A 21,060-nucleotide genomic window follows, 5' to 3' on the forward strand; every position below is an offset into this window, starting at 1 on the left:
GGATTATACGAAATACAAATTTATCATTTATCTTTACATTAAGGGTCTCAATCGGCAAAATTACTTTTTTTTAAAAAATTGAGATGCAGAATGCAAGATTATAAACGCTATATTTGTGTCATTTGTGGTTTTATTTATGATGAAGCAGAAGGTTGGCCAGAAGATGGTATTGAGCCTGGCACACGCTGGGAAGATGTACCAGAGAACTGGTTTTGTCCTGATTGCGGTGCTGGCAAAGAAGATTTTGAAATGGTAGAAATAGAATGATTTTAAAAAGGTTTTACCACCACTAGCAAAACAATTCCAATTAACAACACCGTTGGAATTTCATTAAATATACGAAAAAATAATACAGCTCTACAATTAGAGTCACTAGCAAAGCATCTTAGGAAATGTCCACAGCTTAAGTGATAACACCATAAAATAATAACTAATGTAAGCTTGGCATGCATCCAAGGTGCTTTTAGATAGTAATGGTAATTAAAAGTAATAAGCCAAATACCTAAAATTGTAGTTAACAAAGCAGCAGGCCAAGTAATCCCATAATAAAGGCGGCGCTCCATGAGCTTAAAACGGCTATCACTTATTTTATCAGTTGTATCAGCATGATAAACAAAGAGACGCGGTAAATAGAAAAGACCTGCAAACCAGGCAACCATAGCAATAATGTGAAATGCTTTAATAACTAACATAACTAATTTTTCTTATTTTTTTGACGATTTTTTCGAGAGTGTTTAAGTAAGTTTAGACCTTCTACACTTAATGAAAACCCCATAGCAAAATAAATATAAGCACGAGGGATATGGAATTTAAAGCTATCGGCTATCAAAACCATGCCTATTAAAATTAGAAAACTTAATGCTAGCATTTTTATAGTAGGATGTTTATCAATAAATCGGCTTACCGGTTCACTTGCATAAATCATCACTAAGATAGCACATGTTATTGCTACTGCCATAACCCATAATCGAGTCGTTAAACCGATGGCTGTTAAAACACTATCCAGTGAAAAGACAATATCCATAATACCTACTTGAATGACAACACTCCTAAACGTAACCAGCTTATTTTTCATCTCTTTAATTTCAACAACATCTTCGTCTACTTCATGTCTAATTTCTTGAGTCGCTTTAACAATTAGAAAACCACCCCCAGCAAATAAAAATATATCCCGAACTGACAAGCTAAAACTGCCAATTTGAATGAGTGGCGTCGTAAGCTTTACAAGCCAGACTGCAGAAGCTAATAAGGCTAAGCGAGTTATCCAAGCAAAAGTAAGTCCCCAGCGTCTAGCACTACGACGTTGCTCTGCTGGGAGTTTCTCAGTAAGTATTGATAAAAACACTAAATTATCGATACCTAAAACAATTTCAAGAACAATTAATGCGCTTAGACTCAATAATATATCTATAAATTCCATGTGTTGATCTCTGAATTAATTATCCATTAATTCCGCAATGGGAAAGGATTAACAATAACGCTAACTATATCTTTTATGCAATAAATTATTAATCTATAAAAAGAATTCTAAAAGTTTTAAATTACTTTATTATTAGCTATAATATGGGTCGTTATACCTATTAACCGTGAGTATTGGCAATAATTAAATTAATTAAAAAGCTATTACGTAAGTCTCGAGGCAAACATGCGCCTACAGTAGCTAATTATATTATTCCTCGTAACCAGCATAATATATCCAAGACCGATATTAGCACAAATGCGCTAAAAGTATTGAATCGTCTTAATAGTGCAGGCTTTCAGGCCTATTTAGTTGGTGGGAGTGTTAGGGATTTACTTTTAGGTAAGTCACCTAAAGATTTTGACGTAGCTACTAATGCAACGCCAAACGAGATTAGAGCGCTCTTTAGAAACAGCCGGATCATTGGTCGGCGTTTCAAATTAGTACATATTATTTTTCACCGTGACATTATTGAAGTAGCCACCTTTCGAGGTAATAGTGAATTAAATAATAATCAAGTGCAGTTAACCAATGAGCGAGGAATGCTCATTCGTGATAATGTTTATGGTACTATTGACGAAGATGCTTGGCGGCGTGATTTTACAATTAATTCACTCTATTACAGTGTAGAAGACGCTGCAATTGTTGATTTTACGGGCGGTGTAAAAGATATTCATAATAAGACATTAAGTATTATTGGTAATCCAGAAGTACGCTATCAAGAAGATCCTGTAAGGATGCTAAGAGCTATTCGTTTTAGTGCAAAACTCCATTTTAAGCTTGCTCCTGAGACTGCTGCTCCCTTAGAGAACCTGAGTTCTTTAATTTCACATATTTCTAGTTCTCGCTTATTTGATGAGATGACTAAGCTCTATCAATGTGGCGAAGCAGAAACCGTGCAGCGTTTATTAATTCAATATGGGTTATTTGAACACCTATTTGCACAAACGCACGCTCTGTTTAATAGTTCTTATCCTGTAAAAGCTTTTCTTGGTGTTGCGCTTGAGAATACGGATGCACGTATTCGCGATAATAAACCTATTACACCTGCTTTTTTGTTTGCTGTATTACTTTGGTTTCCACTACTTAACCAAGCAGCCAATTACCAACGAGATGAGCAATTACCTCCTCTGCTAGCTTTAGAAAAAGCCATGTCTCATGTTATTAGCGAGCAGAATAAAATTATTGCTATTCCGAAGCGTTTTAGTCAAGTTATACGAGAAATTTGGCTCTTACAGTTTCGTTTTCCTAAACGTTGGGGCGGGCGAGCTATCAACTTACTGAAGCATCCTCGTTTTCGTGCCGCCTATGATTTTCTATCACTTAGGGCCTTAGCTGGCGATGAATCACTTGATCTAGTTCAATGGTGGGCAGCGTTTCAGGAAGTTTCCGAAGAAGAACAAAAACAAATGATTAGTAAACTTCCTACGCCACCCGGGCGGAAAGCAAGGCGTCGAAAAAAACAACAAGCACCTTCATGATTGTATGCTATTTGGCTTTAGGTAGTAATCTAAATTCGCCTGAGCGCCAGCTTAGACTTGCGATCAAACATTTACAGGCTCTACCACACAGTTATGTTATCAGGGTTGCTCCTTTCTATGTAAATAAAGCCTGGGGCAGGAAATCACAGCCTAATTTTTGCAATACTGTTGTAGCTCTTTTAACCACGCTGCCGCCAGAAAAACTACTTATTGCGTGTCAAACAATAGAGTGTAAACAAGGAAGAGTGCGACGCGTTAAGTGGGGTGCCAGAACCATAGATATCGATATTTTACTCTATGGTAAACAAACCATCAAAAAGCCTTTTCTTATGATTCCACATCCGCAGTTACTTTATAGAGATTTCGTTTTAAATCCATTACTTAAAATTGCGCCATTAGTTTGCTTACCCAATGGGCTACCTATTTATGAAGTTAAAAAAATCTAAGTAGTTCTATATAAATAATAGAAAATATCTTTTATAGTAAATTAGTAAGAATTCGATAAAAAATATGTCATTTTTTAATCAATCATGATTCAATTAATTAAGGTTACTTTTACTGCAAAAATATGCCCGAATTAAGCTACTTAGCACTTTAAGGAGAAAACGTTGTATAATACAATCTTGCATGCAACTGATCTAAGTGATAATCATTATAACCTTTGCCAACAAGCAGTGAGTCTAGCTCAGTGTTTTAAAGCCCAACTTCATTTTCTCCACGTTATTGAAACACCTGCTTCCCTACAATGGGCGCAGAGCCTTGGGTTTGCTGAATTAGCGGCGCCAGTTAAAGATGACGCATTAACTACAATGGCCACTTTAGGTGAAGCACTCAATATTCCTTTAGCTAACCAACATGTTGAAGTCGGCACTGCTTATAATCACATAATAACAAAAGCAGTAGAATTAAGTTGCGATTTAATTATTGTAGGTAGTCATTCAAACTATACCCTACTACCATCTTTTTTAGGTAGTACCGCTGATGCTGTTGTACGTCATGCACCTTGTGCTGTTTTAACTTTGAGGGCAAGCTGATTGGTTAGTTACAGCTATAAATTTCTTATGCAGAAAAGACAGTTAGAAATTAACGTTTCTTAACATGTTTCATTAAACGTTTTTTTCGCTTAAGTTGCCTTGGGGTTAATTTATTTTTTTTGTCCTTAAAAGGATTAATATTGCCTTTAAATTCTAACTTCAGTGGTGTTCCAATAAGCTCTAGCTGGGTAGTAAAGTTATTAATTAAATAACGCTTATAACTATCAGGCAAGGAATCTAACTGATTGCCATGAATGACAATAATAGGCGGATTATGACCGCCGGCATGAGCATAGCGAAGTTTAATTCTTCGTCCTTGTACCAAAGGTGGCTGATGCTGATTCACTAGATCTTGCAATAAACGAGTTAACTTTGGCGTTGAAAAAGTCTGAACAGCGCTCGCATAAGCTTCATCAATATCTTTAAATAAAAGACCAACACCACTGCCATGCAAGGCTGAAATAAAACGCATCTTAGCGAAATTCGCAAATTGTAGCCGACGAGCTAACTCGTTTTTAACTTGCTCTTTATGTTCTTCATCTAAACCATCCCATTTATTAACTGCAATAACCAGCGCTTTTCCAGACTCAATAATAAAGCCTAACAAATGCATATCCTGCTCAGTTAATCCTTCTTTAGCATCTAAAAGCATTAAACAAACATGAGACTCTCGAATGGATTGCAATGTTTTAATCACTGAGAATTTTTCTATCTTCTCGTCAATCCGGGCTCGACGCCTAACTCCGGCAGTATCAATGAGAATGTACTGCTTTTCATTGCGACTAAATGGAATAGCAATACTATCACGCGTTGTTCCTGGCATGTCATAGACAACAACCCGTTCTTCACCTAAAATGCGATTGACTAAGGTTGATTTACCCACATTGGGGCGACCAACAAAGGTAATCTTAATAGCTTGACTATTGGTTTCCGGTGATTCGAAACGCCCTGGAAAATCAGCCGTTAAAACCTTAAGAAAATTTTCTATTCCTTGCCCATGCGCTGATGAAATAGAGTAAATATGACTAAATCCTAAACGTTGAAATTCAGCGCAAGCGATTTGCTCATTTAAGCCTTCTGTCTTATTTACTAAAAGAAAAACAGGTTTATTTAATTTACGTAACTCTTTAGCAATATTCTCATCTATACCAGTAAGGCCAGCTCTGCCATCTACCAAAAATAAAACAACATTTGCTTCATCAAGTGCTGTAGCAGATTGCTTAGACATTAATTCATCAACGGCAATATCATCAACACCGATACCACCGGTATCCACAACTATAAACTGTTTATCTTCAAACGTTGCTTCACCGTATTGGCGATCACGTGTTAAACCTGGAAAATCAGCAACCAGAGCATTTTGTGTATGAGTTAAACGATTAAATAACGTCGATTTACCTACATTAGGACGACCTACTAAAGCGACAACAGGAATCATATTAACCTACAGTAAAATGACTTAATTTGCCATTACTAGTCATAACATAAATATTATTACCAGAAACACTTGGTGCTACATAGATAGCACTACCTAAATTTGTACGCGAGATAAACTCGCCTGTCTCAGTGGATAAAACATGTAACATACCTGTCTTATCACCAACAATTAAATAATTGCCCATGAGAACAGGTTCTGTTAAACGCCGCGCTTTTAAGTCATCTTGCTTCCATTCTACTTGGCCGTTTTTCTTGTTAAAAGCCCAAATAACGTCATTACTATCTGTCATAAAAAGTGTTTTACCTTTAATTGCTAAATTTGTAAAGGTAGAGGCAGGTTTACGCCAAATAAACTGCCCATCTGATAATGATAAGGCACCCACATAACCTTGATAGCTTGCAAGTAAGGCAACATCACCTTGAACGATTGGATCAGCATCTATATCCACTAAGCGCTCAACATCACTAGAGCCACTTGCAAAAGCAATACTTCTCTGCCATAAAACCTGGCCTGTTTGAATATCTACAGCATCCATTTTCCCATCAGAGTAACCGACTAAAACAGTATCATTATTAAGGATGACGGGCGAAGAACTCGCTTTTAAGATTAAATTAGGGGCACCATGCTCAGATACCCAAAGCTTATTACCGGTCTTTAGGTCAAACGCATATAAATTACCATCAATTGTTTTAGCAATAACTTTATTTTGCGCGATAGCAGCTTGGCCAAGTACATCACTTGAAACTTTACTACGCCATATCTCGTCACCATTTGCTTGATTTAGAGCAACAATATTTGAAGAATCAGTACTAAGAATTAGAAATCTCTGGGCAATAGCAGGCCCACTAACTATTCCAGTAGATAATTTTTTAGACCAGAGCACTTTACCAGTTCTTTTATCTACTGCTTCAACAGCACCATTACTATCAGCCATATAAACAGTATCTTCATAAATAACCGGCTTTAGTTTTAAATAAGCTGTTTTATTTTTTTGTCCAGACCCTACTGAAACTGACCACTTTTCTTTTAATTGGGCTTTAGCCGTAACCGGCTCTAAGGCTTGTGGAACAGGCGTATTATCTTTACCTAATAAATAATCATCAACTTTTGTACAACCCACTAGGGAAAGAGATATGAGCAAAGAATAAAGTGTTGTTCTTTTCAGATTTAACATAAAACCTCTTACACTGTTTTCGAAACGTGATTATCTATAGATTGAGCTAATGCGGCCAATTCATTCGTTTTCATTTCTAAATAAAGATTGCCCATACCTTGCGTACGTACTTCAGAAATAGCCTTTTTATAGTAGTTAATAGCTTGCTGATATTGGCCAGTTTCCGTATAAATATCACCTTTAAGCTCATTTACTATCGGAATGTAAGCCAAATCATCAACCTTACTTAATTCAGCAAGCGCTTTCTCATATGATTTTTGAGCGGTATAAACTCTTGCAATACGAATGCGCGCTACATCTTTGAGGGGCTTTACCGGACAATGATTAGCCACATAATCTAGTAGCTGACTTGCTTTATTAAAATCTTCCTTAGCAACATATAATTTTGCTAAAGTTAATCGTGCGGCATGCGCATAAACAGTATTACCATATTCCTTTATTAACTGATTAGCATACGTTTTAACGTTCTTATCATCTTGATTTGAAAAAGCAATCATTAAGTGTTCATAAGCATTTGAGGCTTGAGTAATAACTTTTTCTTTATGCCAGTGCCAATACTTATAACCAGATAGACTAAGTAATAAAATAGAAAACAAGATGGTAATCAACGTACTATATTTATGCCACCATCTCTTTATTGCTTCTAACTGCTCTTCTTCTGTCATATATACTGACATGCTTCTTATCTCCCATAAAGGATTGTATAGCGCCTGCTACTAAACTTAATAGTTAACGTTATACTTGGTTTTAAATCACGATAAACCATATCTAACCAGCAAAAGTCCATTGCAAAACAATAGTTGTTAGAATGTATAATTTTGTAAATAGTTAATTAATTCATTTTGCGAAATAGTGACTTGTTGCTCATTACTACGCAAGTTTTTAATACTAATTTGGTGATTTTTTACCTCATCATCGCCAAGAATAAGTGCTATATGAGCACCTGCTTTATCAGCTTTTTTAAACTGACTTTTAAAACTTCCTCCTGAGGTATTGGTAATGACTTGCCATGTCTTATTATGATTATGCAATTGCTCAGCAATAATAAGCGCTTGCTGCAAACCATCATTACCTGTGGCAACCAAAAAAATACTTGGTAACGATTTAGGAGTTAAGTTGACAGACAGGGTTTCCATTAGTAACAATAATCGCTCAGTGCCCATCGCAAATCCCACAGCCGGCGTTGAATTACCTCCTAATTGATTAATTAAGGAGTCATAACGACCACCTGCACAAACCGTTGCTTGGCTGCCTAGCTTATCAGTTACCCACTCAAACACCGTATGTCCATAATAATCTAAACCTCGTACAAGAAAAGGGTTAACCTCATAGTCTATACCCATTCTATCTAAGCCAGCGCACAGGCTAAAGAAATGTTGTTTACTATCCTCACCTAAAGAATCTATAAGTTTTGGAACTTCACTAAGCAAAGCCTGCATAGCTGGATTTTTACTATCAAGTATCCTTAGAGGATTTCTTGTTAAACGGCGCTGACTATCTTCATCCAATTTATTGTAATGCTTATTAAAAAAAGAAACCAATTGTTCTTTATAAGATTGGCGTTCACTTAACTCACCCAAGGTATTAATTTGCAAGCGTACCGCATTATCTATCCCTAGCTCCTGCCAAAGACGTTTACAAATGGCAATTAATTCTAGCTCAATAGCAACGCCGGCTATTCCTAGTGCTTCAACGCCTAACTGATTAAACTGGCGATAACGACCTTTTTGTGGCCGCTCATAGCGAAACATAGGGCCCATATACCAGAGCTTTTGGTGTTGATTATATAAAAGGCCATGTTCTAAGCAAGCCCTAAGACAACCAGCTGTTCCCTCAGGACGCAAAGTGATACTATCACCGTTTAAATCTTGAAATGTATACATTTCCTTTTCAACGATATCTGTCACTTCACCAATCGTACGTTTAAATAAGTGTGTACTTTCAATAAGAGGAAAACGTATTTCTTGATAAGCGTAACTAGTTAAGCAATTTATAAAAATTTGTTCCAATAATCTCCATGCACCCGTTTCATGAGGTAAAATATCATTCATACCTCGTATTGCACGAATTTTCTCAACCACTCTGCTTCTCCACTACATCATCATCATTATCACTAGTAGCAAACATAGATTGCATTCTTGAAAGAACTGTTAGTTTTTTTTCAGCCACTTCATTTTGTGCATTTATGGTAGGCTTGGCTTGATTGACTGTTTCTTGATGCTTAGTAAACACAGGCTGCATACTATCTTTGTTTTTCTGCCACCATAAACCAATAACAATAATAGCTGTAATAGCTACTAATCCTGTAAACCAACGAACAAAACGTTCACCTTTATTTGTTTCTCGCCTACTTTGCCACAATGCTTTTTCAGGTTTTCGTTCGTATGTATAACGACTATTAAAAACCTGTAGAAAAGGTTCAGGAGAAACGCCTAATAATTTTGCATAAGCGCGCAGATAGCCTTTTATAAACACCGGTTCTGGCATATTCTCATAATCATCAGATTCTAGTAATTCAATCACTTTTACTCTTAAATGCAATTTTCCTGCTACATACTCTTGTGTAAAACCCTTTTTTTCGCGAAGTCGCGCTAATTGTAAACCTGGACTCTCAAGTGTTTGATTCACCTCATCCATTATTATTGTTGTACTCATTTATTACTCCAGAATTGTTCGTTAAGTAAGTGAATCTACTTAACCGTAACTTATAATCGGCTTCTAAATCAGTTTTTCCCGCTTTGTTTGCCACTTCTGCAGCCAATCTTAATAAAGTTTGATCAGTCAGTGATATTTCATGATATTTTTGCAGGTAATTCAGCGCTTTTTCAGGCTTACTTTGCTTTAACTGAATAGATACCAATTCAACGAGTGCCTGCTTGCGTCCTGGATCCTGCTCTAAGGCTTTTAAAAAATAATTTTCTGCTTTCACATAATCTGGAATAGCAGCAGCACACAAACCAGCATTTTCATAAGCACCGGCCGTATGAATATACTTAACATCATTTGCAGCTTTAATAAAATAATTTTCCGCCTCTTCATAGGAGCCAATACGGCAAAGGAATGTGCCATAATTATTCAACTGCACACCATTTTCAGGCGCTAAAGCAAGCGCTTTTTTGTAAAATACTTTAGCCTCATTTATCTCACCTGTCTTTTCCATATAAAAAGCCATTGCCGCATTTGCTTCAGGCGATTTTGGTGATAACTCCAGGGCCTTAAGGAGTTTCTTTTTTGCCCGAGGGCGGTTACCTTTTTGAAGATAGCCTAAACCTAGCTGGATATTATAAGCTGCTGTATTACTACGCTTAGTATCTTGCAAAGCCTTTTCAGCTTTCTCTTCGTTATTAATTTGGCATCCCTGCAGACCTAGTAAAATTAGTAAAAATAATAACTGCACTACTTTAAACAAAGTATTACCCATCCTGCTTTATTATTAATTGGGCATTATAACCGCGAATGGTTAAATTAAAAAAGACTATTCTTAGCCAAAAAATATTCGCGTCGAGCAACTTAGTTGAATTTTAAATTTATTTATAATTAAAGATCTTGGCGAATCTTATCTAAAAAGATCGCGACATAAGTGAATTATGCTAAAATGAATATTTTTAGTGTTCTTGTTGCTTTGCAATATGAGGTGGTTTGAAATGCAGCTTTTGCCATCGAGATGAGCGGCTTGTTCTATCTTTAACTGAGCCCGCCAATTGCCCACAGGCTGCATCAATGTCATCACCCCGCGTCTTACGCGTAATTGTATTAATTCCTTTAGCCATTAAAATATCGCGAAATTGGTTAATAGTGGCTTCCGATGAGCGCTCATATTGAGTTAGGGGGAAAGGGTTAAAGGGAATTAAGTTAACCTTAGCAGGTATATTATGTAAAAGCTTTACCAGTTGGAAAGCATGCTCAGGTTGATCATTGACTCCTTTGAGCATGACATATTCAAAAGTAACTTTTCGTCGCGGTTCATCTTTAAAATAACGTTTACAAAGTGCCATTAATTTAGCAAGTGGGTACTTTTTATTAATAGGAACCAATTCATTGCGTAATTCATCGTTAGGAGCATGAAGCGAAACAGCTAATGCAACAGGGCTTACTTCTCGTAAGCGTTCTAAATCAGGTAAAACGCCTGACGTACTGAGAGTGACTCTGCGCTTAGATAGTCCATAAGCAAAATCATCCATCATAATATCCATTGCAGTCACTACATTATCAAAGTTAAGTAAGGGTTCACCCATACCCATCATAACAACATTGGTGACCTGCTTATCATGAATACCTTTATTTTTTGAAAGCTCTCTAACAGCTAACCATACCTGGCTAATGATCTCAGCTGTGGATAAATTGCGATTAAAACCTTGCTTCGCTGTCGAACAGAAACTGCAATTTAATGCACATCCTACCTGAGAAGACACACAAAGCGTGCCACGATTTTTTTCTGGAATAAAAACTGTTTCAATACAGTTGTTGCACTCAAGTTTTAATAGCCACTTATAGGTGCCATCATTTGATTTCTGCCAGGAAGTAATCTCTGGCAGGCGAATCTCAGCAATTTCAGATAATTGCTCACGAAGCGATTTACCGAGATTGGTCATTTGGGAGAAATCATTAAAACCAAATTGATGAATCCATTGCATAACTTGTTGCGCACGGAATGGCTTTTCACCTAATTGCTGAAAGAATTCTCGCATCTGTTGATAGTTAAAATTCAACAAGTTAATCTTATTACCCATGACCACCCTCAAAACCGACTACCTAACTTAAGTTTAGCAATTTTATAAGTAGCATAGAGCTAAATATACGCACTACAAATAATAATTGACACCTAAGTTTATTGTCTTACACAAATTTCATGTGGCTCAAAGAAAAAGGCTATTTCTTGAGCAGCTGTTTCAGCACTATCTGAACCATGTACGGCGTTAGCATCAATGCTTTCAGCAAAATCAGCACGAATTGTCCCTTTGGCCGCTTCTTTTGGATTTGTAGCACCCATAATTTCACGATTCTTAGCAATGGCATTTTCACCCTGTAAGACTTGAATCATAACAGGGCCAGAAATCATAAAGTTGACTAAGTCATTGAAAAAAGGACGTTCTTTATGCACTGTATAGAAACCCTCTGCTTGCTCTTGCGTTAATTGTACCATTTTTGCAGCGACAATATTTAAGCCAGCCTTTTCAAAGCGAGTATAAATCTCACCAATTACTGATTTTTTCACAGCGTCAGGCTTAATGATAGACAAAGTAAATTCAGCAGCCATTCATATACTCCAGGATTAATTAAAAGGCGCTATTATACATGAACAATTATCAATGTGGATAATATTAATTCGTAACTAAGGTAAAATCCTGTTTTGAAAATTGGCGCTCCGTTTAGAAAAAGGAGTTTTTCTGTTCTCATCCGGTCATTCTCGTGCAGACATTGTTGCGTGGATAAGTTTAAGAGTTAATTATAACCAAAAATGATCCTATATCATCCCGATAATTCTATGTCATCCCGCAAATCCTATATCATCCCCGCAGGCGGGGATTTATTCATCAATTAGCACTGAGGTTAATTGTAGATGGATTCCCGCCTACGCGGGAAAGACATTCATTATCTACGCAACAATGACAGAGAAAAAAATGATTATTATTTAAGCCTAATCTATCAATTACCTTTCAGGATCACCTAAATTGGCATTAAAAAAGAGTGACTCTTTATTTTCTTCCTCTTGAGCCAAATCAAGCCGGTAATCGGGTAATAAGTGAATAATCTCTTTAGCACGTAAAATTAAATTATAAAAGTTATCACGAAATTCACGTAATTGCTTGCCAATATAATTAACCTGATCAGCAAAATCAGCAAGATTATTATCAAAATCTTCAGTATAATTAGCAAGCTCACTAAGGTTAGCAATAATTTCTGCTCTTAATCCTTCATTAAGTGGTGTATCTAAAATTTTTTCAGCACGCTGCCAAGCATCAGGTTTAGTCAATGTCTCTGCTTTAAAATTAAAATTACATAATAAAGCCGTAAGCGCTTGAGTAATAGCTGCTTCAGTTTTAGAAATACTATCCGTTTGTAATTCCGTTTTGACCTCTTTTACGATAGCCATTAACTTTTTGTGCCAATCATTAGCTCTTTCTATTAGTTTTGCTTGGCTCTGAGCAATTAATTTTTCATGTTGAAGCTCAAGCTCATGAAAATCATTATTTAAATTAATTAAGATCTGACGCTCTTTTTCTAAATCCTTTCTTGCTGTTTCACCAGGAGCGCCCTCTTCCCTACTGCTTTCGCCAGACAGCAAATAATCAATTATGAGTTTTTGCGCATAAAGCTGATAATCTTGTACTTGCTGTAAAATGATGCCGTTGAAGACATGCTTTAGTGGCAGACGCAATAATTGATGATAAAAAGTCTCGGGTGTTTTTAACGCACACAGCAAATCTTCTTGCTGTAAATTTATTCGATAGCGTTCAAGAATACGTTGTGCTGTAATTAGCCCGTAAGTTGAAAACCATCCAGATAGTTCATTTTCTGATTGTTCACTCATTATCAATCCAATTTGATTTTACAATTATGTATGATATAACGCCGCCTATATTTCATATTTTTTATTTTATATGTTTAGCGTACCTATTCAAAGTATACCTGATTTTTCTTCCTTTTTACGCGTGCCTACACCAGTAGCCTGGCTTGAAATAGCCATACAAAATATACCCTTGCTTCTTCTTGATCATGCCCATTGTGAAAGAAAAGCGGCTGCTAATGCGATTAATTTCATTAGTAAGTATCCAGGCTATCCAGAATTAGTCAATATGATGTCGCCTTTGGCGCGGGAAGAATTACTGCATTTTGAGAAAGTTCTTAATATTATGGACCAGCGAAATATTGCCTTTGGCCCTTTGCCGCCGTCAAACTACGCTCAGCAACTTCATCTTTTAGCAACTAAACAAAATACGCCTGAGCGTTTATGCGATTTATTATTAATTGGCGCTATTATTGAAGCTCGCTCTTGTGAGCGCTTTAATGCCTTAGTTCCTAAACTGGCTGATTCCCAATTAGCCCATTTTTATGCAACACTTGTAAAGGCAGAAGCTCGGCATTTTGAAGATTATTTAAAGCTTGCACAGTTATATGGCAAAAATATTGATGAGCATTTAGATCATTTTCTTAGCGTTGAAAATCAATTAATTATAGGTTCAGATAGCGTATTCCGCTTTCATAGCGGCATACCAGTCTTAGTATAGTTTAAGCAGCGGGAGTTGTGGACGGCGGCGTTGGATCATCAGGCGCTTGCTCAATATTTAATTTATAATTGCCTGAAAAGTAAGCTTTAAGCCCTTCATTATCATCTTGGTTAATTTCTTTAAACTTAGCAGGCGTCAGCACCTCATTAGTTTGAGCGTTGGTGACCACCCCCGTTTGGCCATTTTTAATAAATCCGCGATGTTCAAGCCAAGCATCTACACCCCGATCAAATTCTTCTTTTATTAACTTTTGTTTTGCATCTTCCGGTGAAACTAACTTATTATTTAAATACAATTGAGTCTTTAAAACGCCATTCTCATCCACACCTATATCATATTTTATTGAGCTCGATGGCGTACCATATGTTAATTTCCACTGATTTTTTCTAAAATTATGTGCCCAAATTAATCCTTCTTTTAGAAGAGAAGGTGAATGATGCGATGCTTTAGCGAGTGTACACAAAGCGGCAAAAATATCCATAATGCCTGTATGCCATTCTACATAGGAGGTCTGACCTGAAGGTTTAATAAATTCAGCGATTTTTGCATTAACCAACTCCCATAAAGGAATTTTATTACCATTACGATCTGTCTCCTCACTTAATGCTGCCTGTCCTGCTTCAAATCTAGCTTTCCTTGACATTACAGCAAGAATTAGATCAGCCTCAACCTCTGATAGGCAGATAGACTTTCGTAATTTCTCTTTTATCTGCTTATTGCGTTCTACTATTTCTTCTTGACTACGCATAATAAACCCTTAACAGCTATATCTGATTAAAATAAAAACCTTTTGATCTATGATAACACAATATTTGCGGCTTGTCATCCCAGTCGCTCAACACATACTGCTCAAATAAATCACCCTGAAATGCATGCGTCGTTAAGCCCGGTTGGTGAGTGTGGCCATGAATTAGTGTCTTAACTTGATGCTTGCGCATATGATTTAACATGGCTTTAGGCTCAACAGCCATGATAGTTGCAGATTTAATATGATTATTCTGGCTATGTTGCCTAACTCTATTGACCATCTTTTGTCTTATTATTTTTGGTATACTTAAAAACAAAGCAGTAAATAAGGCATTCCGTGTTAATTTGCGAAATCGTTGATGTGCCTCATCATAGATACAGTACCGATCGCCATGAACTAATAAAATTGGTCTATCTGCTAAAGAGATAATAGTGGGCTCTGGTAATAATGTCATACCCGCCAGTGTTGTAAATCGCTTGCCAATTAAAAAATCTCGATTACCAGGCATAAAAAAAATACTAACCCCTTGATCTACAAGCGATTTAAGTGCTTTAGCAATACTTAGACTCCATTCCTCTAGCGTATCATCGCCAGCCCAGGCATGAAAAAAATCTCCTAATATATAAACAGTACGTGTATTTATAGCTGCCCAGCTAATAAATTTTTCGAAACGTTGGTAAATTACATCTTCATTAGGATGAAGATGTAAATCTGAAATAAATACAGCTTCTAACATAGTGGCTCAATTAAAATATGTTCGTCTTGCAAGAAAATTTGGCAAGGTTTGTCTTGCGGTTGAATAGCATCGCTTAAGCGATAAAAACCCGCAATAGAAACAAGCTCTGCATCCAGCGATTGACAAAAAATACGCGCATTTTTATCACCCGATATACCAGCCAACGCGCGACCTCGTAAGGCGCCATAAATATGAATATTGCCATCAGCCAATAATTCTGCCCCATGGCTTACAGATGCTGTAATAATTAGATCGCCGCCCTTACTAACCACTTGCTGACCTGATCGCACTGGTGTGGTTAATAATTTCGTCTTTGATTCATCAGAACTCACAATTGGTGCTTCTTCACTTCCTATTTCCTCTATAGAGGTATCAGCAAGTGATTTATCATGAGAAGAAGAGGCATGCAAAACAGCCATACCTCGTGATTGAGCTAACGTTGTCATCAATGAATTAGCACCTTGAATACCGACTGGAAAAATACTATGTAGACGTAGACATTGACAAAGGGCGTCTAAATCAAGGTCTTCATTTTGTAGCGCGCTACAATCGATAACAACAGGAGTTTTATTAAACAACCTGGGCGCCTGAGCCACAACTTCATTTAATTGTTGGGTAAATAAATTTTTATCCGTACTTAATAATTGAATGACTGTAAAGGTATATAATCTACCTTTAAGCTTAAATACTTGTGTTTTCAATGAATTATCTATCATGCTTACAATATCCATAGCCTCCTTTTTTGTTTATACTAACACGTGGGGATTCATAACAGAAGGACATCAACGTGGAGAAAATTTGGTTAAAAAACTATCAGCAAGGCGTACCCCATGAGATTGACCCTAGTCAATATAGCTCGCTAGTCGAATTATTTGAAAAATCTTGTCAACAATTTGCTGATCAAGTTGCTTATGTTAATTTAGGTTATCCTTTAACTTATGCACAATTAGAAAAAAAGAGTAGGCAATTTGCGCATTTTCTTCAAAGCTTTGGTTTAAAAAAAGGCTCGCGTGTTGCAATCATGATGCCTAATCTATTGCAATATCCGATTGCCTTATTTGGTGTATTGAGAGCAGGTTTGATCGTTGTTAATACCAATCCCTTATATACTGCAGATGAGGTTATTCATCAAATGAATGACTCAGGTGCTGAAATTCTTATTGTCTTAGCCAATTTTGCAAAAACAGTGGAAAAGGCATTACCTCATACAACCATCAAACATGTCATTATAACAGAAGTTGGTGATGCCTTATCGCCTATAAAAAGAACGATTGTTAATATGGTAGTTAAATATATTAAAAAGATGGTTCCAGCCTATAAACTACCACAAGCAATAAAATTTAATGATGCCTTCAAGCATAAAACAGATAAACCTTTAACCACACCTCCCCTTAGCCACAAAGATATTGCCTTTCTACAATATACGGGTGGAACCACAGGTGTTGCTAAGGGCGCTATTTTAACCCATGGCAATATGATAGCAAACATTTTACAAGCTTATTCCTGGATTATACCTTTGGGCCTTGCAAAACAGGATATTATTGTTACAGCCTTGCCTCTCTATCATATTTTTTCTTTAACAGCCAATTGTCTAACCTTTATAAAAATAGGCGCTAAAAATATTTTAATAACTAATCCGCGGGATATTCCACATTTTATTGATGAAATAAAAAATAGCAAATTTACTGCCTTGACTGGGGTAAATACCCTATTTAATGCTTTATTAAATCATTCTAAATTTAAAGAAATTGATTTTTCCAGTGTTAAGCTCACCCTCTCAGGTGGTATGGCTTTACAAAAAAGTGTTGCCAAAAAATGGCATGACATGACTAAAACTCGAATTCTAGAGGCTTATGGTTTAACAGAAACTTGCCCTGCTGTAACCATTAATCCTATGTATCTGGAGGACTACAATGGCAGCGTAGGTCTACCCCTGCCTTCGACCGAAGTGTCTATTCGCGATGACAGTGGGAAAGAACTTGATATCAATGAAATTGGTGAACTTTGTGTGAAGGGTCCCCAAGTCATGGCAGGATACTGGCAACGTCCTGATGAAACAGCACTGGTTATGACGGAAGATGGTTTCTTAAAAACAGGTGATATTGCCAGAATAGATGAGAATGGCTATGTTTATCTCGTGGATAGAAAGAAAGATTTAATTATTGTTTCAGGATTTAATGTTTATCCCAATGAAGTTGAACAAGTCATTAGCCAACATCCTGGTGTTCTTGAAGTAGGTGTCATTGGTGTAGAACATGATAAAATTGGTGAGCGCGTTAAAGCATGTGTTGTAAAACGTGATGAGAAACTAACGGCAGAAGACATTATTGCTCATTGCCGTGAGCATCTTACTTCCTATAAAGTGCCTAAGGAAGTTGAATTTTACAAAGAATTACCTAAAACCAATGTGGGTAAAATCTTAAGGCGAGCATTACATTAATAGGAACCGAGCAGTTCTCTTATAAAACGGCTGTCTTTGGCGCAATCTATGCTAAGATAACGCTTTTCAGTGCTCACATAATAGATGCGGCGCTTGTAAAGCCTTCTCTTTCACAAAATTGCATACAAATTCAGCCATGCTCTAAATTTTTTAACATAGCTACTAATAAGCTTGAAGACCTTGTAAATATGCATGTGTGGACGTTGCTAATGCCTGTAAATTATATCCACCTTCCAGAACAGAAATGACAGTATCATTGGCATACTTGTTAGCAATTTCCATTAATTTTTGACCTAACCAAAAGAAATCCTCTTCATCTAAATTTAAACCGCCAATAGGATCTTGATAGTGGGCATCAAAGCCTGCTGAAACAAATAAAATTTCCGGTCTAAATTGTTCAAGACGCGGCAGAAATACCTTCTCAAATTGTTTGCGATATTCCTTTCCTGTAGTAGCAGCAGCTAGAGGTAAATGCGCAATAATGGGATGATCAACAATGACAGGATCAAAAGGATAAAAAGGATATTGAAAAGATGAGCAAAACAAGATATTTGGATTGTTTTGTAAAATATTTTGTGTTCCGTTACCATGATGTACATCAAAATCAACGATACCTATACGATGCGCTTGATATTTTTGTATAGCATATAAAACACCACAAACGAGATTATTAATAAAACAAAAGCCCATAGCCTGTGCACGCATAGCGTGATGGCCAGGCGGCCTAACCAAGCAAAAAACTTTTTTCGCACTACCTTGATAAACCTTATCAACTGCTTCGATTACACTTCCTGCTGCATGTAGCGCTGCTGATAAGGTTTGTGTATTCATCACAGCATCTGGACCTACTGAAATATAACCTTGAGTAGGCGCTGCCAAATCTAACATCTTTAAATAATCCAGAGAGTGAATACTTTCTAAAAGTTGATAAGAAATAGCCTTTGAATCATGCCAGCTTAAAGGCAGTGTAGATGTTTTTAACTCATCAATTAAAGTGCTAAGTCGTGCTGGAGATTCTGGATGAGTATGACCCATTTCATGCATAAGGCAGCTATTATGTGTAATTAAATGAATTGTATTGTTAACCATAAATATTGAGAGTAATAAGTCCTTTATTACACTATAGCAACTCTTGTAAGGTTAAATCTAATCTAGATAAGATTTATTTTTGCCTTCACATAATTGCATCATAATTCGCGCTGTTGCACCCCATACAAAGCGAGTTTCTGCTGTAAATTGATAAGACATAAATCTAAGCCCACGTTTTTCTACCTCTATTTTTTGGTAATGAGCTACATCGCATACTTTAGCAACAGGAACCCGCAATACAGCGACAACTTCCTCACTAAGAAAATAGGGTTCAATTGTTTCAATAGAAGCAAGCCATGGAGAAATTAGATAACCAGTTAAGGTCTGCTCTGGAGCTAAGGATTTTTGTAAGGTGACACGATCGGCGGTTATCCCTAATTCTTCCTCAAGTTCTCTTAATGCAGTAGCAAAAAGAGTTTCATCTTGCTCTTCCCACAAACCACCAGGAAAACATATCTCACCAGGATGGTTTTTTAATTGACTGCTTCGCTCAGTCAGTATAATTGAATGAGTTACTCGTTCATGCAAAACAAGTACAGCCGCATTACGACGTTGCATGCCCTATCCTTTATTAAAATCCTATTCATTTAATAATTAAAGCTCGACGCAAAAACTGTAAAATAACCTCTTTTTCTAAATTCTAAAGATGTAGTCAGATCTTAGTTCCCCTGAATAAGTCACAGACCATAGATGAAACAAAACATTTATTAATTATAGGCCCTTTAAAATGGCAGCAATCTTAGTGAAGCACTCTTCATACTCATCATCACAAACCGAATCAACCACGATAGCGCCTCCAGCAGCAAGATAAAGCTCATTATCTGCAGCAACGATAGTTCGTATGGCAATATTCGTATCAAATCTTCCATGAGCCGAAAAATAACCTATACTGCCACAGTAAACGCCACGTCGATACGGCTCAAGTTCCGCAATAATATGCATCGCTTCACGTTTTGGCGTACCCGTAATTGAACCGCCTGGAAAACAATTAGCGAAAGCGGCAACAGGCGAAACAATATCAGCGCACTCTGCTGTAACATGACTAACTAAGTGGTGAACAGCCTGATAACTTTCTACTTCGCATAAAGCGGGTACTTGAACCGTACCTACTTTAGCAATCTTACCTAAGTCATTACGCATTAAATCGACTATCATTACATTCTCTGCCCGATTTTTAGGACAAGCGCTTAACGCTTGCTGCAGCCTCATATCTTCTACCTTTGTTTGCCCGCGCGGTTTTGTCCCTTTAATGGGTGAGGCAAGTAGTTGCCTATTTTCTAGTTTAATAAAACGTTCCGGCGAAAAACTTAAAATACTGACATTGTCTATTTTCATAAAAGCGCCAAAAGGCACCGGATTAAAAGCTCTTATCTTACTATAAATTGCCCAGGGTTCACCTTGATAATAGGCTTTAAAAGGTTGCGTATAGTTGACTTGATAGCAGCGTCCCTGTTTTAGAGCTTGATGAATATTAGCAAAAGCCTTTTGATATTGTGCTTTTGTAATTAAAGGAGTAAATGTTTTTTGTGGAACCGAGCCTTTTACCGTTATTTCTTGATTATGCCATTTAAGCAAAACCTCTTGGACAATTGCTGCGGTTTCAGCTTGCATGTTAGCAGCAAATAGGGAAATCTTTTTTAAATGATGATCAGCAATAATTGCCCAATCATACAAACCAATCTGAGCACTCGGCATACTCATTAAGGATTGTTGTTCTTTACAAGAAACGTCAGTTAATTCACAACCAAAATCATAAGAAAAAAAACCAATCGCCCCGCCTTGGAATGGTAAATCTAATTGATAATCCACTAAGGGTATATTTCTTTGTAGTGCATCTAAAAACACACTTGCTGTGGCATGCTTGCTAGAAAGCGTATTATAAGGGTAAGCACTTACGATATCATAACGGCCTCGAATGGAATCAGCACTTTCTAAAAGAACAAAGCCAGGCAGATTGCTTAATTTTGTATAATAGCCACTTACGTTATTGGTATATGGAATATCAATTATTGAAAACTTCGTCATAATTCTCTACACAGACTACTTCATAGTTTAGTTTGCCAGGTAATGTTGCACTTTTTTTCCACAAAAGTAAAAAATTAATTATTATAAAACAAAAAAATTGTCATAATGCAGGAAGCAATCCATTCTCAAAATTAATCTGAGATAAATTAAGCAACTAAGGTTTAATCCCTACGTCTAAAGATGGTTTTTATTAAAATTTATGAGTAT

The 21,060-nt window shown here is 36.7% G+C and carries 23 protein-coding genes; 6 read left to right on the forward strand and 17 right to left on the reverse strand.

The window, feature by feature from the left end; translation table 11 throughout:
- The first annotated feature begins 90 nt into the window (after positions 1 to 90).
- On the forward strand, positions 91 to 267 hold the full coding sequence (locus ACQUW5_RS01830; protein WP_115331302.1) for a rubredoxin: 177 nt from the start codon (positions 91 to 93) through the stop codon (positions 265 to 267).
- Positions 268 to 269: 2 nt separating this feature from the next.
- Here ACQUW5_RS01830 and hemJ read toward each other — a convergent pair whose 3' ends face one another.
- Entirely contained in the window at positions 270 to 692 is a 423-nt protein-coding gene (hemJ, locus tag ACQUW5_RS01835; protein WP_444989439.1) for a protoporphyrinogen oxidase HemJ, read from the reverse strand.
- 2 nt (positions 693 to 694) lie between these two features.
- Positions 695 to 1,420: a TerC family protein gene (locus ACQUW5_RS01840; protein WP_444989441.1), complete on the reverse strand. Its 726-nt coding sequence runs from the start codon at positions 1,418 to 1,420 to the stop codon at positions 695 to 697.
- A gap of 191 nt (positions 1,421 to 1,611) precedes the next feature.
- Between ACQUW5_RS01840 and pcnB the strand changes: the two genes are divergently transcribed.
- The 3 genes from pcnB to ACQUW5_RS01855 all read left to right on the forward strand — a co-directional run bounded on the left by pcnB (position 1,612) and on the right by ACQUW5_RS01855 (position 3,974).
- Positions 1,612 to 2,940 carry a polynucleotide adenylyltransferase PcnB gene (pcnB, locus tag ACQUW5_RS01845; RefSeq protein WP_444989609.1) on the forward strand — a complete coding sequence of 443 codons (1,329 nt, stop codon included), beginning with the start codon at positions 1,612 to 1,614 and terminating at the stop codon, positions 2,938 to 2,940.
- On the forward strand, positions 2,937 to 3,386 hold the full coding sequence (gene folK / locus ACQUW5_RS01850) for a 2-amino-4-hydroxy-6-hydroxymethyldihydropteridine diphosphokinase (protein WP_444989443.1): 450 nt from the start codon (positions 2,937 to 2,939) through the stop codon (positions 3,384 to 3,386). Before pcnB ends, folK begins: the two co-directional genes overlap by 4 nt.
- 162 nt (positions 3,387 to 3,548) lie before the next feature.
- Entirely contained in the window at positions 3,549 to 3,974 is a 426-nt protein-coding gene (locus ACQUW5_RS01855) for a universal stress protein (RefSeq protein WP_444989445.1), read from the forward strand.
- A 49-nt stretch (positions 3,975 to 4,023) separates the two neighbouring features.
- Here the strand turns inward: ACQUW5_RS01855 and der are convergent, their stop codons facing one another.
- The 9 genes from der to ACQUW5_RS01900 all read right to left on the reverse strand — a co-directional run bounded on the left by der (position 4,024) and on the right by ACQUW5_RS01900 (position 13,118).
- The gene (gene der / locus ACQUW5_RS01860) at positions 4,024 to 5,412 is read right to left on the reverse strand and encodes a ribosome biogenesis GTPase Der (protein WP_444989446.1); all 1,389 of its coding nucleotides are present in this window, start codon (positions 5,410 to 5,412) and stop codon (positions 4,024 to 4,026) included.
- Between the two features lies 1 nt (position 5,413).
- Positions 5,414 to 6,586 carry an outer membrane protein assembly factor BamB gene (gene bamB / locus ACQUW5_RS01865; RefSeq protein WP_444989448.1) on the reverse strand — a complete coding sequence of 391 codons (1,173 nt, stop codon included), beginning with the start codon at positions 6,584 to 6,586 and terminating at the stop codon, positions 5,414 to 5,416.
- A gap of 8 nt (positions 6,587 to 6,594) precedes the next feature.
- Positions 6,595 to 7,263 (reverse strand): YfgM family protein, encoded by a 669-nt coding sequence (locus ACQUW5_RS01870; RefSeq protein WP_444989450.1) that lies wholly within the window; start codon positions 7,261 to 7,263, stop codon positions 6,595 to 6,597.
- Positions 7,264 to 7,389: 126 nt separating this feature from the next.
- A complete protein-coding gene (hisS, locus tag ACQUW5_RS01875; RefSeq protein WP_444989610.1) occupies positions 7,390 to 8,637 on the reverse strand; it encodes a histidine--tRNA ligase in 1,248 nt (415 codons plus the stop codon).
- 22 nt (positions 8,638 to 8,659) lie between these two features.
- Complete coding sequence (locus tag ACQUW5_RS01880; protein WP_444989452.1) at positions 8,660 to 9,241, reverse strand: helix-turn-helix domain-containing protein; 582 nt, start codon at positions 9,239 to 9,241, stop codon at positions 8,660 to 8,662.
- On the reverse strand, positions 9,216 to 9,995 hold the full coding sequence (gene pilW / locus ACQUW5_RS01885) for a type IV pilus biogenesis/stability protein PilW (RefSeq protein ID WP_444989454.1): 780 nt from the start codon (positions 9,993 to 9,995) through the stop codon (positions 9,216 to 9,218). Before pilW ends, ACQUW5_RS01880 begins: the two co-directional genes overlap by 26 nt.
- Before the next feature lie 196 nt (positions 9,996 to 10,191).
- The gene (gene rlmN / locus ACQUW5_RS01890) at positions 10,192 to 11,316 is read right to left on the reverse strand and encodes a dual-specificity RNA methyltransferase RlmN (protein WP_444989456.1); all 1,125 of its coding nucleotides are present in this window, start codon (positions 11,314 to 11,316) and stop codon (positions 10,192 to 10,194) included.
- A gap of 98 nt (positions 11,317 to 11,414) precedes the next feature.
- Complete coding sequence (gene ndk / locus ACQUW5_RS01895) at positions 11,415 to 11,843, reverse strand: nucleoside-diphosphate kinase (RefSeq protein WP_444989458.1); 429 nt, start codon at positions 11,841 to 11,843, stop codon at positions 11,415 to 11,417.
- Positions 11,844 to 12,236: 393 nt separating this feature from the next.
- Positions 12,237 to 13,118, reverse strand: a complete 882-nt coding sequence (locus tag ACQUW5_RS01900) for a hypothetical protein (protein ID WP_444989460.1) — start codon at positions 13,116 to 13,118, stop codon at positions 12,237 to 12,239.
- Between the two features lie 70 nt (positions 13,119 to 13,188).
- On the opposite strand from ACQUW5_RS01900, the gene ACQUW5_RS01905 reads away from it, so the two are divergent.
- The gene (locus tag ACQUW5_RS01905) at positions 13,189 to 13,815 is read left to right on the forward strand and encodes a MiaE family protein (RefSeq protein ID WP_444989462.1); all 627 of its coding nucleotides are present in this window, start codon (positions 13,189 to 13,191) and stop codon (positions 13,813 to 13,815) included.
- 1 nt (position 13,816) lies between these two features.
- Here ACQUW5_RS01905 and ACQUW5_RS01910 read toward each other — a convergent pair whose 3' ends face one another.
- The 3 genes from ACQUW5_RS01910 to minC are packed head-to-tail and all read right to left on the reverse strand — an operon-like array spanning position 13,817 to position 16,015.
- Positions 13,817 to 14,563 (reverse strand): hypothetical protein, encoded by a 747-nt coding sequence (locus ACQUW5_RS01910; protein ID WP_444989464.1) that lies wholly within the window; start codon positions 14,561 to 14,563, stop codon positions 13,817 to 13,819.
- 16 nt (positions 14,564 to 14,579) lie between these two features.
- A complete protein-coding gene (locus tag ACQUW5_RS01915; RefSeq protein ID WP_444989466.1) occupies positions 14,580 to 15,299 on the reverse strand; it encodes a UDP-2,3-diacylglucosamine diphosphatase in 720 nt (239 codons plus the stop codon).
- Positions 15,293 to 16,015 carry a septum site-determining protein MinC gene (gene minC / locus ACQUW5_RS01920; RefSeq protein WP_444989611.1) on the reverse strand — a complete coding sequence of 241 codons (723 nt, stop codon included), beginning with the start codon at positions 16,013 to 16,015 and terminating at the stop codon, positions 15,293 to 15,295. The genes ACQUW5_RS01915 and minC overlap by 7 nt, the downstream gene beginning before the upstream one ends.
- A gap of 71 nt (positions 16,016 to 16,086) precedes the next feature.
- On the opposite strand from minC, the gene ACQUW5_RS01925 reads away from it, so the two are divergent.
- On the forward strand, positions 16,087 to 17,739 hold the full coding sequence (locus tag ACQUW5_RS01925) for an AMP-binding protein (protein WP_444989468.1): 1,653 nt from the start codon (positions 16,087 to 16,089) through the stop codon (positions 17,737 to 17,739).
- Between the two features lie 162 nt (positions 17,740 to 17,901).
- On the opposite strand, the gene ACQUW5_RS01930 is transcribed toward ACQUW5_RS01925, so the two are convergent.
- The 3 genes from ACQUW5_RS01930 to pabB form a co-directional block, all read right to left on the reverse strand.
- Positions 17,902 to 18,783, reverse strand: a complete 882-nt coding sequence (locus ACQUW5_RS01930) for a histone deacetylase family protein (RefSeq protein WP_444989470.1) — start codon at positions 18,781 to 18,783, stop codon at positions 17,902 to 17,904.
- Positions 18,784 to 18,885: 102 nt separating this feature from the next.
- Positions 18,886 to 19,386, reverse strand: coding sequence for an NUDIX hydrolase (locus ACQUW5_RS01935; RefSeq protein ID WP_444989472.1), 501 nt, complete (start codon positions 19,384 to 19,386; stop codon positions 18,886 to 18,888).
- A gap of 153 nt (positions 19,387 to 19,539) precedes the next feature.
- A complete protein-coding gene (pabB, locus tag ACQUW5_RS01940) occupies positions 19,540 to 20,853 on the reverse strand; it encodes an aminodeoxychorismate synthase component I (protein WP_444989474.1) in 1,314 nt (437 codons plus the stop codon).
- Positions 20,854 to 21,060: the final 207 nt, after the last annotated feature.

The sequence above is a fragment of the Legionella pelazae genome (genome assembly GCF_052527395.1).

Coding starts and splice junctions, on each gene's coding strand:
- ACQUW5_RS01930 (WP_444989470.1), bottom strand. CDS start 18,783: ATGCATGAAATGGGTCATACTCATCCAGAATCTCCAGCACGACTTAGC.
- ACQUW5_RS01935 (WP_444989472.1), bottom strand. CDS start 19,386: ATGCAACGTCGTAATGCGGCTGTACTTGTTTTGCATGAACGAGTAACT.
- ACQUW5_RS01840 (WP_444989441.1), bottom strand. CDS start 1,420: ATGGAATTTATAGATATATTATTGAGTCTAAGCGCATTAATTGTTCTT.
- ACQUW5_RS01915 (WP_444989466.1), bottom strand. CDS start 15,299: ATGTTAGAAGCTGTATTTATTTCAGATTTACATCTTCATCCTAATGAA.
- ACQUW5_RS01910 (WP_444989464.1), bottom strand. CDS start 14,563: ATGCGTAGTCAAGAAGAAATAGTAGAACGCAATAAGCAGATAAAAGAG.
- ACQUW5_RS01880 (WP_444989452.1), bottom strand. CDS start 9,241: ATGAGTACAACAATAATAATGGATGAGGTGAATCAAACACTTGAGAGT.
- folK (WP_444989443.1), top strand. CDS start 2,937: ATGATTGTATGCTATTTGGCTTTAGGTAGTAATCTAAATTCGCCTGAG.
- ACQUW5_RS01905 (WP_444989462.1), top strand. CDS start 13,189: ATGTTTAGCGTACCTATTCAAAGTATACCTGATTTTTCTTCCTTTTTA.
- minC (WP_444989611.1), bottom strand. CDS start 16,015: ATGATAGATAATTCATTGAAAACACAAGTATTTAAGCTTAAAGGTAGA.
- rlmN (WP_444989456.1), bottom strand. CDS start 11,316: ATGGGTAATAAGATTAACTTGTTGAATTTTAACTATCAACAGATGCGA.
- bamB (WP_444989448.1), bottom strand. CDS start 6,586: ATGTTAAATCTGAAAAGAACAACACTTTATTCTTTGCTCATATCTCTT.
- pabB (WP_444989474.1), bottom strand. CDS start 20,853: ATGACGAAGTTTTCAATAATTGATATTCCATATACCAATAACGTAAGT.
- ACQUW5_RS01830 (WP_115331302.1), top strand. CDS start 91: ATGCAAGATTATAAACGCTATATTTGTGTCATTTGTGGTTTTATTTAT.
- ACQUW5_RS01870 (WP_444989450.1), bottom strand. CDS start 7,263: ATGTCAGTATATATGACAGAAGAAGAGCAGTTAGAAGCAATAAAGAGA.
- hemJ (WP_444989439.1), bottom strand. CDS start 692: ATGTTAGTTATTAAAGCATTTCACATTATTGCTATGGTTGCCTGGTTT.
- ACQUW5_RS01900 (WP_444989460.1), bottom strand. CDS start 13,118: ATGAGTGAACAATCAGAAAATGAACTATCTGGATGGTTTTCAACTTAC.
- der (WP_444989446.1), bottom strand. CDS start 5,412: ATGATTCCTGTTGTCGCTTTAGTAGGTCGTCCTAATGTAGGTAAATCG.
- hisS (WP_444989610.1), bottom strand. CDS start 8,637: ATGAATGATATTTTACCTCATGAAACGGGTGCATGGAGATTATTGGAA.
- ndk (WP_444989458.1), bottom strand. CDS start 11,843: ATGGCTGCTGAATTTACTTTGTCTATCATTAAGCCTGACGCTGTGAAA.